The organism is Streptomyces sp. Tue6028, from assembly GCF_002300165.1.
Lineage (GTDB): Bacteria > Actinomycetota > Actinomycetes > Streptomycetales > Streptomycetaceae > Streptomyces > Streptomyces siamensis.
The window spans coordinates 422,788-432,648 of sequence record NZ_MLCE01000012.1 but is presented as its reverse complement, the minus strand read 5'-3'; the positions used below and the strand labels follow the sequence as shown (position 1 = coordinate 432,648).

At 71.0% G+C, this 9,861-nt stretch carries 8 protein-coding genes and 3 tRNA genes; 4 read left to right on the top strand and 7 right to left on the bottom strand.

Annotation, left to right across the window (positions count from 1 at the left end; translation table 11 throughout):
* Positions 1 to 9: 9 nt before the first annotated feature.
* From BKI49_RS11450 to BKI49_RS11435, 4 genes are all read right to left on the bottom strand, one after another.
* Positions 10 to 1,938 (bottom strand): ABC transporter ATP-binding protein, encoded by a 1,929-nt coding sequence (locus BKI49_RS11450; protein ID WP_095934117.1) that lies wholly within the window; start codon positions 1,936 to 1,938, stop codon positions 10 to 12.
* Complete coding sequence (locus tag BKI49_RS11445) at positions 1,938 to 3,671, bottom strand: ABC transporter ATP-binding protein (RefSeq protein ID WP_095934116.1); 1,734 nt, start codon at positions 3,669 to 3,671, stop codon at positions 1,938 to 1,940. Before BKI49_RS11445 ends, BKI49_RS11450 begins: the two co-directional genes overlap by 1 nt.
* A gap of 165 nt (positions 3,672 to 3,836) precedes the next feature.
* The gene (locus BKI49_RS11440) at positions 3,837 to 5,303 is read right to left on the bottom strand and encodes an FGGY family carbohydrate kinase (protein WP_095934115.1); all 1,467 of its coding nucleotides are present in this window, start codon (positions 5,301 to 5,303) and stop codon (positions 3,837 to 3,839) included.
* A 38-nt stretch (positions 5,304 to 5,341) separates the two neighbouring features.
* Positions 5,342 to 5,647, bottom strand: coding sequence for a hypothetical protein (locus BKI49_RS11435; RefSeq protein WP_095934114.1), 306 nt, complete (start codon positions 5,645 to 5,647; stop codon positions 5,342 to 5,344).
* Positions 5,648 to 5,792: 145 nt separating this feature from the next.
* Here BKI49_RS11435 and BKI49_RS11430 point away from each other — a divergent pair.
* From BKI49_RS11430 to BKI49_RS11420, 3 genes are all read left to right on the top strand, one after another.
* Positions 5,793 to 5,865: transfer RNA gene (locus tag BKI49_RS11430), tRNA-Asn, on the top strand.
* A 5-nt stretch (positions 5,866 to 5,870) separates the two neighbouring features.
* Positions 5,871 to 5,943, top strand: a tRNA-Asn gene (locus tag BKI49_RS11425).
* A gap of 165 nt (positions 5,944 to 6,108) precedes the next feature.
* Positions 6,109 to 6,182, top strand: a tRNA-Ile gene (locus tag BKI49_RS11420).
* A gap of 94 nt (positions 6,183 to 6,276) precedes the next feature.
* On the opposite strand, the gene BKI49_RS35260 is transcribed toward BKI49_RS11420, so the two are convergent.
* The gene (locus tag BKI49_RS35260; protein WP_179332403.1) at positions 6,277 to 6,426 is read right to left on the bottom strand and encodes a hypothetical protein; all 150 of its coding nucleotides are present in this window, start codon (positions 6,424 to 6,426) and stop codon (positions 6,277 to 6,279) included.
* Between the two features lie 313 nt (positions 6,427 to 6,739).
* Here BKI49_RS35260 and BKI49_RS11415 point away from each other — a divergent pair, with 313 nt between their 5' ends.
* Positions 6,740 to 7,297, top strand: coding sequence for a TetR/AcrR family transcriptional regulator (locus tag BKI49_RS11415; protein ID WP_095934113.1), 558 nt, complete (start codon positions 6,740 to 6,742; stop codon positions 7,295 to 7,297).
* Between the two features lie 174 nt (positions 7,298 to 7,471).
* On the opposite strand, the gene BKI49_RS11410 is transcribed toward BKI49_RS11415, so the two are convergent.
* Together BKI49_RS11410 and BKI49_RS11405 are read right to left on the bottom strand one after the other, a co-directional pair.
* Positions 7,472 to 8,767, bottom strand: coding sequence for a hypothetical protein (locus tag BKI49_RS11410; protein ID WP_095934112.1), 1,296 nt, complete (start codon positions 8,765 to 8,767; stop codon positions 7,472 to 7,474).
* A 202-nt stretch (positions 8,768 to 8,969) separates the two neighbouring features.
* The gene (locus BKI49_RS11405; RefSeq protein WP_095934143.1) at positions 8,970 to 9,719 is read right to left on the bottom strand and encodes an SDR family NAD(P)-dependent oxidoreductase; all 750 of its coding nucleotides are present in this window, start codon (positions 9,717 to 9,719) and stop codon (positions 8,970 to 8,972) included.
* Between the last annotated feature and the right edge of the window lie 142 nt (positions 9,720 to 9,861).

Here is a 9,861-nt window from a genome sequence, read left to right as displayed (position 1 = left end):
CGAAACCCCCTAGTCCACCTCGGCCACGGCCTGGGCGAACTGCGCCTGGTACAGCCGCGCGTACGCCCCGCCGGAGGCGAGCAGCTCCGCGTGCGCACCCTGCTCGACGATGGACCCGTTCTCCATGACGAGGATGGTGTCCGCGTCCCGGATGGTGGAGAGCCGGTGTGCGATCACGAACGACGTCCGCCCGTGCGCGAGCTTCGCCATCGCCTTCTGGATCAGCACCTCGGTACGGGTGTCGACGGAGCTCGTGGCCTCGTCGAGGACCAGGATCACCGGGTCCGACAGGAACGCCCGGGCGATCGTGATCAGCTGCTTCTCGCCCGCGCTGACCCCGGTGCCCTCGTCGTCGATCACGGTGTCGTAGCCGTCGGGCAGCGTACGGATGAACCGATCGGCGTGCGCCGCGCGCGCCGCCTCCTCGATCTCCCCGCGCGTGACGTCCCGGGCGGCCCCGTACGAGATGTTCTCGGCGATCGTGCCCCCGAACAGCCAGGTGTCCTGGAGCACCATGCCGATGGCGGCCCGCAGGTCGTCCCGGGACATCGAGGCGATGTCGACCCCGTCGAGGGTGATGCGTCCGCCGGTGACGTCGTAGAAGCGCATCAGCAGGTTCACCAGCGTCGTCTTGCCCGCGCCGGTCGGGCCGACGATCGCGACCGTGTGCCCCGGCTCGACCTTCAGCGACAGGTCCTCGATGAGCGGCTTCTCGGGGTCGTAGCGGAAGGACACGTGCTCCAGCGCCACGCGTCCGCGCAGCTCGTCGGGGCGCACCGCCGGAACCGGGTCGGCCTCCTGCTCGTCCGCGTCCAGCAGTTCGAAGATGCGTTCCGCGGACGCGACGCCCGACTGCACCAGGTTCGCCATCGAGGCGACCTGCGTCAGCGGCATCGAGAACTGGCGGGAGTACTGGATGAAGGCCTGCACGTCGCCGATCGACAGCGTGCCGGAGGCGACCCGCAGTCCGCCGACCACGGCCACCAGCACGTAGTTCAGGTTCGACACGAACATCATCAGCGGCTGCATGACCCCGCTGTTGAACTGCGCCTTGAACCCGGCCTCGTACAACTGCTCGTTCTGCTCGGCGAACTGGGCCGCCGACTCGTCCTGCCGTCCGAACACCTTCACCAGGGTGTGCCCGGTGTACATCTCCTCGATGTGGGCGTTGAGCTTGCCGGTGGTGCGCCACTGCTGCACGAAGTGCGGCTGCGACCGCTTGCCGACACGCGTGGCGACGTAGAAGGAGAGCGGCACGGTCACCAGCGCGACCAGCGCCAGCAGCGGCGAGATCCAGAACATCACCGCCAGCACGCCGACGATCGTCAGCAGCGAGTTGACCAGCTGGCCCATCGACTGCTGGAGGGTCTGCTGGATGTTGTCGATGTCGTTCGTCGCGCGGCTGAGGACCTCACCGCGCTGCCGCTTGTCGAAGTAGGACAGCGGCAGCCGCGAGAGCTTCGCCTGCATGTCCTCGCGCATCCGGTAGACGGTCTTGTTGACGGCGCGGTTCACCATCCGCGTCGCCACCGCCATCAGCAGACCGGCCAGCAGGAACGTGCAGAGCGCGAGCAGGAGCACACGGCCGACGGCGTCGAAGTCGATGCCCACGCCGGGGGTGAAGTCCGTCCCTGAGAGCATGTCGGCGATGCCGCCCTCGCCGCGTTCCCGCATCCCGTCGAGGACCTCGGACTTGGAGGCCCCGGCCGGCATCTGCCGTCCGATGATGCCCGCGAAGACGAGGTCGGTGGCCTTGCCGAGGATCTTCGGGCCGACCACCGAGAGGCCGACGCTCAGGACGACGGCGACCAGCATCACGCACATCGTGACGCGTTCCGGTTTGAACTGGGACAGGAGCCGCTTGCCCGACCCCTTGAAGTCCATCGAGCGCTGGTCGGGGCCGCCCCCGGCCATCATGCGTCCCATGGGCCCGGCCATCAGGCAGCCTCCGCTTCCGTGAGCTGGGAGAGCACGATCTCCCGGTAGGTCTCGTTGTCCGCCATCAGTTCGTGATGCCGTCCGCTGCCGACGATCCGGCCCTCGTCGAGGACCACGATCCGGTCGGCGTCCCGGATGGTCGACACCCGCTGGGCCACGATCACCACGGTCGCCTCGGCGGTCTCCTCGGCGAGCGCCGCCCGCAGCGCCGCGTCGGTCGCGTAGTCGAGCGCGGAGAAGGAGTCGTCGAAGAGGTAGATCTCCGGGCGCTGCACCAGGGTGCGCGCGATGGCGAGGCGCTGACGCTGACCGCCGGACACGTTGGTGCCCCCCTGCGCGATCGGCGAGTCCAGACCGTTCTCCAGCGTCTGGACGAAGCCCTTGGCCTGCGCCACCTCCAGCGCCTGCCACAGCTCCTCGTCGGTGGCGTCGGGATTGCCGTACCGGAGGTTGCTGGCGACGGTGCCCGCGAACAGGTACGGCTTCTGCGGGACGAGACCGACCGTCCTGGCCAGTACCTTCGGGTCGATGGTCGAGACGTCCACGCCGTCGACGAGCACCTCGCCCTCGGTGGCGTCGAACAGCCGGGGGACCAGGCCCAGCAGGGTGGACTTGCCGCTGCCCGTGGAGCCGATCACGGCGGTCACCTCTCCGGGCCGGGCCACCAGGTCGATGGCCTTGAGGACCGGCTCCTCGGCGCCCGGATAGCGGAACCCGGCCCGCCTGACCTCCAGATGGCCGTGGCGGCGCAGCTCGACGACGGGCGCGGACGGCGGGACCACACTGCTGTCGGTGCCGAGCACCTCCTCGATGCGCTCGGCGCAGACCTCCGCGCGCGGCACCATCATGAACATGAAGGTGGCCATCATCACGGACATCACGATCTGCATGAGGTAGGCGAGGAACGCGGTCAGGTCGCCGATCTGCATGCCGCCGCTGTCGATGCGGTGGGCGCCGAACCAGACGACCGCGATGGACGACACGTTCACCACCGTCATGACGATGGGGAACATCAGCGCGAGCATCCGGCCGGTGGCCAGCGACGTCTGCGTCAGCTCGGTGTTGGCGCCGCGGAAGCGGTCCTTCTCGTAGTCGTCGCGCACGAAGGCGCGGATCACCCGGTTGCCGGAGATCTGCTCGCGCAGCACGCGGTTCACCGTGTCCAGCCGCGTCTGCATGGTGCGGAACAGCGGGCGCAGCCTGCGCACGATGAGGGTCACGCAGATGCCGAGCACCGGCACGACGGCGACGAGGACCGCGGACAGGGGCACGTCCAGGCCGAGCGCCAGGATGATGCCGCCCACACACATGATCGGCGCCGACACCAGGAGGGTGAACGTCATCAGCGTCAGCATCTGCACCTGCTGGACGTCATTGGTGGTGCGGGTGATCAGCGACGGGGCCCCGAAGTGGCCGACCTCACGGGCCGAGAAGGACTGGACGCGGTCGAAGACGGCGGCCCGGATGTCCCGGCCGACCGCCGACGCCGTACGGGCGCCGTAGTAGACCGCTCCGATGTTGCAGACGACCTGCGCCATCGAGATGCCGATCATCAGCGCCCCGAAGGACACGATGTAGCCCGTGTCTCCCTTCACGACACCGTTGTCGATGATGTGCGCGTTCAGCGTGGGCAGATAGAGCGTGGCGCACGTCTGCAGGAACTGCAGCAGCACCAGCAGGGTGATGGGCTTCTTGTACGGACTGAGGTGGGTACGCAGGAGTCGTATGAGCACGCGGGGTCTCTCGGAGTCGTCGACGGCTGGGGGTTCGGCACGCGATCGGTCGGTGCACCACCCCCTATCGTCGAACACTCCACCCGCGTTACCTCAACCGAATTAACCCGACCGCGGTCCTGCGACGGACCCGGCCCCGGTCCTTCGACGGAGGCCGGCGCGACGCTACGGCGCCCCCGGGCCGCGGAACGCCCCAGGATGCGTCTGTTCCCGTACGGACACGTACTGCTGGCGTACGGCCTGGCCCACGGCGAGTTCCTCGCCGGGCTCCAGCACCTGGGCGACCGGACCCTGCCACATCGGCGGCGTCCGCGGGTCGAGCGCGCCCTGCGAGACACCCAGGGCCCAGGCCGCCTGCCGGGCCGCGCCGAGCGCCGCGTAGTCCGCGGGCTGCGGCACGACGACCTGCGCGCCGAACAGTGCGGGCGCCACCGCCTGGACGGCGGGCAGTTCGGCGGCCGGCCCCAGCAGGAAGATCCGGCGTACGTCGACGCCGCGCCCGCGCAGCACGTCCAGCGCGTCGGCGAGCCCGCACAGCATGCCCTCGAAGGAGGCCCTTGCCAGGTGCTCGGGCCGCATGGACTCCCGCCGCAGCCCGGCGAGGGTGCCCGCCGTGTGCGGCAGGTTCGGCGTCCGCTCGCCCTCCAGATAGGGCAGCAGGACGAGGCCGTGGGAGCCGGGTGTCGACTTCATCGCCAGATCGGACAGCCCCTCCAGGTCGGGCACGCCGAGCAGCTCGGCGGTGCCCCGCAGGGCCCGTACGGCATTGAGGGTGGTGACGACCGGCAGATGCATGCCCGTCGCGTCCGCGAGGGAGGTGATCATGCCGCTGGAGTCCACCAGCGCCTCGGGGTGCACGGCCATCACGGACCCGGAGGCGCCCAGCGACACCACCGCGTCCCCGAGCCCGATGCCGAGCCCGAAGGCCGCCGCCATCGTCTCGCCGGTCCCCGCCGAGATCAGCAGCCCCTCCGGTGTGGTGCCGGCCGCCTCGGCGGGACCCAGCACGTCGGGCAGGGACGCCTGGTGCCCGAGTGCCAGTTCGACGAGGTCAGGGCGGTAGGCGCCGGTGGCCGCGGACCAGTAGCCGGTCCCGGAGGCCCCGCCCCGATCGGTGGTGCGCCGCGCGGGGCGGCCCAGCAGCTGCCACACCAGCCAGTCGTGCGCCTGCATCAGCAGGGCGGTGCGCCGCGCCGCCTCCGGCTCGGTCCTGCTGAGCCAGCGCAGCTTGGTCACCGGCTGCGCGGCCTGCGGCACGGAGCCCACGGCCTGGGCCCACGCCTCGCGTCCGCCGAGCGCGTCCACCAGGTCGGCGGCCGCGACCTGCGCGCGCTTGTCGCCGCCGACCAGCGCGGGGCGCACCGTGTTGCCCTGCACGTCCAGCGGGACCAGGGCGTTCTGCTGCGCGGAGACACCGATGGCCTGCACGCCTTCGAGCAGGCCGCCGCCGGCCGCCTCGCCCAGGGACAGCAGCCAGGCCTGCGGATCCACGTCCGAAGGGCGGCCGCCGCTCTCGGTGGCCTCGACCGGATGCGGCGCATACCCCTGCCTGAGCACGGCACCCGTGTCGGTGTCGCAGACGACGATACGAGTGAAATCGGGCGAACTGTCCAGCCCGGCGACTATCCCCATGGCAGAAATTCTGCCGTACGACGGGAGGTGGGCGCCCCTTAGGTGTTGCTGGTGCCCCAGTCGTCCTCGACCGCACCGTTGGTGTTCCGCTCGCGCAGGGAGCGGACCCGCTCGGCGACCGAGTCCGGGACGTGGTCGCCGACCTTCTCGCTCACGGCGTGGAACGCCTTGCCCGCGGCCACGCGGCCCTGCTGGGCGGCGGTCTCCGCGGTGTTGCGCACCGCCGGGTTCTGGGCGACCTGGCGTGCGGACTTCTTCAGCTGCTCGTAGCGCTCGCGCCCGGCGCGCGTGCCGAGCACGTAACCCAGGGCCAGTCCGGCGACGAATGTGAGCCGGTAGCGCATGGCGGCCACCCTTCCCTTGCGTCGGCATCGGTACGGAGGGAACCGATTGGCGGAGCACCCCCCTGCTTGCGCTAATGTATGTGTCGCAGCGAGCGCACGCCCCCTGGCGAATACCCAGGTAGGTACGTTCGATGCAACGAGGCAATCCTCCGTAGCTCAATTGGCAGAGCAGCCGGCTGTTAACCGGCAGGTTACTGGTTCGAGTCCAGTCGGGGGAGCTCGATCTCCTGTAGCTCAATTGGCAGAGCAGCCGGCTGTTAACCGGCAGGTTACTGGTTCGAGTCCAGTCGGGAGAGCAACGGAAGAGGACCCCTCAGGGGTCCTTTTTCATGTCCGGGGGAACCGCGCGGGGCACGCCGAAGTCCTCATGGTCATGTGATGCCGACCATCCGAAGCAGGAGATCGTATGAGCGGCTATGCTGCGGCAGACGGCGCGCACAAATGTGCGCGACACGCCGTACGGGGCGGTAGCTCAGCCGGTTAGAGCAGCGGACTCATAATCCGTCGGCCGTGGGTTCGAGTCCCACCCGCCCCACCCAGCGCTACGCGTGCAGAAACGATCTGACCTGTGTGGTCTCCGCCCTGACTGGGTTTCACCGGTCAGGGCGGACGTGTCTGTGGAGCCGCCGTCACCCGTGCGGCGGCCGGTCGCACCCGAACTGCCCCCTCGCGATGAGGTCTTGGGCACAGGCCACGTCGGTCTCCGCCGTGGGGCGGGCCCGCCGGCCCAGCAGCCGCTCGGCCTTGGCCGAGGAGCGCAGGTGCTGGTGCCCGAGCATCGGGCGCACCGACCGCAGCGCCGGGTCGAAGCGCGCCGCGCTCCGCGGGCGCCGTGACGGCCCCGCGCGGCGCCGTTTCCCGGGTGCGGGAGCGCAGGGTGGTGCGGACGGTGTCACCGCGCTGGAGCAGCGTGACGACGCACCAGTCGGCCGCGAAGCCGCGTCCGCCGGTGACCAGGACTGTTTCGCTGATCTCCACCTTCTGTCGATCAACGTAGTGGAGAGTTCTCCGGTCTTCGGTGCGGGGCACGGGAGCGCGGAGCCCGTGCCGTACCGTGAGAAAGATCATCTGCCGCACGCTCGGGGAGGAACAGTGGCCGGACGTCGTCAGGGGCCCGTGCGGGTGGACGCGCTCAAGAACCGGGAGCACCTCCTGCGGGTGGCGCACGACGCGTTCGCCGAGGACGGGGCGACCTCGCTCAACGTCATCGCCAAGCGCGCGGGAGTGGGCGCGGGCACGCTCTACCGGCACTTCCCGACCCGGGAGGCCCTGATCCTCGCCGTGTACCGGCACGACGTGGAACGCCTCGTCGGCGAAGTGGATCAGGTGCTGGCCGAGAACGCGCCGCTGGACGCGTTCCGTGTCTGGTTCGAACGGCTCGCCGCCTATGTGCGCCTCAAGCACGGCCTCGGTGAGGCTCTGCACACGGTGGCGGCCCAGAAGGTCATCAGTGACACGTACGCGCCCGTGGCGGGCGCCGTCGCCCGGTTCCTGGAGGCCTGCGAGCGCGACGGCAGTGTGCGTCCCGGCCTCGACGTCGGCGACGTGCTGCTGCTCATGGGGTTCCTGTGGCGCGTCGGACCCGGCGAGGAGGGGCTCGCCCAGGCGCGCCGCATCATGGAACTCGCCATCGACGGCTTCCGTCCGTAGGGGCGAGGGGCGAGGGGCGAGGGGCGAGGGCTGAGGGCCCGGCTCCTCAGGCCCGGGTTCCGGCGGCCGGTTCGCCGAGGGCCGGATCTTCGACGGCCGGGCTCCTCGGGCCCGGGCATGCGGAAGCCGGCCGGGCTGAGGGCGCCGGCCGGCTCCGATGACGGGGTGCGGTCGTCAGCGGCGGGCCGCGCGGCGCCGCATCACGACGACGGTGCCCGTGCCGACGGCGAGGGCCGCGGCGGCCGCACCCGCGAGGGGCAGGGCGGCACCGGAGCCGGTGCTCGCCAGGTCGCCGTCGACGGCGGAGTCGCCCGAGGTGCCGCTCGTGGTCGATCCGCCCGTGCCGCCGGTGGAACCGGACCCGCCGGTGGACGAGGAGCCGGAGCCGCCGGTGGAGGACGAGCCGTCACCGCCGGTCGAACCGCTGCCGCCGGTCGAGCCGCCGGCGCCGCCGGTCGAGCCGCTGCCCGCGACGGCGAGGGTGATGGCTGCCTTGTCGTTCTTCTTGTTCTCGTCGAACGGACGGGCCGTACCGTTCAGCGCGATGGAGCCCTTGGCCCCGGCGACCGCCTTGGTGATCTTCAGTTTGAAGTCGTACGTCCCCTCGTACGCCGCCTCCACCCAGGCCTGGGCGGTGCCGCACTCGTAGGTGCCGGCGTCCACCTTGTTGCAGAAGCCGTCGGTCTTGGTCACCTCGGTGCCCGCGGGCATCTTGATCAGGATCCGGGTCGACGGGGCGCCCAGCTCCGGGAGCACCCAGCCCGGACCGGCATTGGTGAACTTCGCCCGGAGGTCGACCGTCTCGCCGACCTTGCCCTTCAGCGCGGCTCCCGTCACCTGGAAGTCGGCCGTGCTGTCCGCGGTCACCCGCACGCTGATCCGGTCCCAGTCCTCGTGCTCCGCGGAGCCGGGCTCGGCCGCGGGGGCGTCGGGGCGCTCGACGAGCTTGACCGCGGGGCCGATGCCGCGCACCGGCTTCGAGGCGCCCTCGGAGGGCGCGGCGTCGTAGTTGGCGACCGAGACGGAGAGGTCGTCGTACAGCGCGCGGTCGAGCGCCTTGATCGTCACCGGTGTCTGCGGGGCGTACACGACGCCCGGCTTCACGGTCTGGTCGAACTCGCAGACCGCGTCGGAGCGGCTCGGGGCCTCGTCGAAGGAACTGACCTCGTAGCGGAGGCAGTTGGACGGCAGCTCCGCCTGGCTCAGGCCCTCGGTCACCGAGTACGCGATCCAGACCTTGCCGAGGTCCGCGGGACCGGTGTTGGTGAAGGTGACCGGCACGTCGAAGCTGCTGCCCGGCTTCACCCCCTCCGGCGGAGTGATCTCGCCCAGGACCAGCCCGGGTGCCGGGTCGGCGGCCAGGGCGGGCGCGGCGCCCAGGGAGATCACGGCGACGGCGCCGATCGCGCCGGCTCCGATCACGCCGGCGGTCCGGCGGAGCGTACGGCGGTCGGGAGCGGTGTGCGGCATGGAGATCCCTCTGGGTGAAGCGTCGGTGACGGACGGACGAACTGCGCGGGAACGCCAGTTCCCCACTCCTGAGACACGTGTGACGGCTGAAGGGTTGCACGCGGCGGAGGGCCGGATTCCCCGGCGGAGGGCCGGGGATCCACGGCGCGGCGGTTCGTCGGCGGTCGCCTCCGGGGCCGTCCGCGGATCTCCGGCCGTCGGCTCAACGGCCCAGCGCGGCGCCGCCGTTGATGTGCAGCAGCTGGCCCGTCACATACGCGGCCTCGGGAGACGCCACGTACCGGATGAGCGCGGCGATCTCCGCCGGGTGGCCCGGCTGTCCCGTGAGGGACTGCGCCACCCGGGAGGCGACGAACTCCGGGGTGGCGCGGTCGCCGAAGAACTCGGTGTCGCCGACGAAGCCGGGGGCGACCGCGTTCGCGGTGATGCCCTCGGGGCCGAGGCGCTGGGCGAGGTCGAAGGTGTAGGTGTTGATCCAGCCCTTGGAGCCGCCGTACGAGCCGGGGCCGCGCAGCGAGGCGATCGAGGAGAGCTGCACGACACGGCCGCCGGGGCGGCGCATGTGGGGGATCAGCGCCTCGGTGAGCAGGACGGCGGTCAGGACGTTGGCGTCGAAGTTGCGCCGGTAGCTCTCGGCGACGGAGGCGAGGCTGCCGTCGTGCGAAGGGGCCACGTTCCCGCCCGCGTTGGCGACCAGCACGTCGACCGGGGTGTCGTTCCCGGTGATGAACCCACGGACCGACTCCACCTGTTCGGGGTCGGCGAGGTCCGCCGCGTACCAGGAGGCGGTGCCCGCACCGTGCCGCTCGTCCAGTGCGTCGGCGGCCTTGCGCAGTACGTCCTCGCGGCGGCCGAGGAGCACCACACGGTCCCCGTCCGCCGCGAACGCCTCCGCCGTCGCCAGACCGATCCCGGTCCCGCCGCCGGAGACCACCACACGTCGCCCGCTCATGGACACCCCGCCCGTCTCGTCGCTGTCCTCGGATATGAATCCTGGTCAGATCCACGTACGCAAGGCGACGCTACGGAGGCCGCGAAGTGACGTCAAGTGGCTTGATATGAAGCCATGTTGACCTGCGCATTCGTTTCGCGGC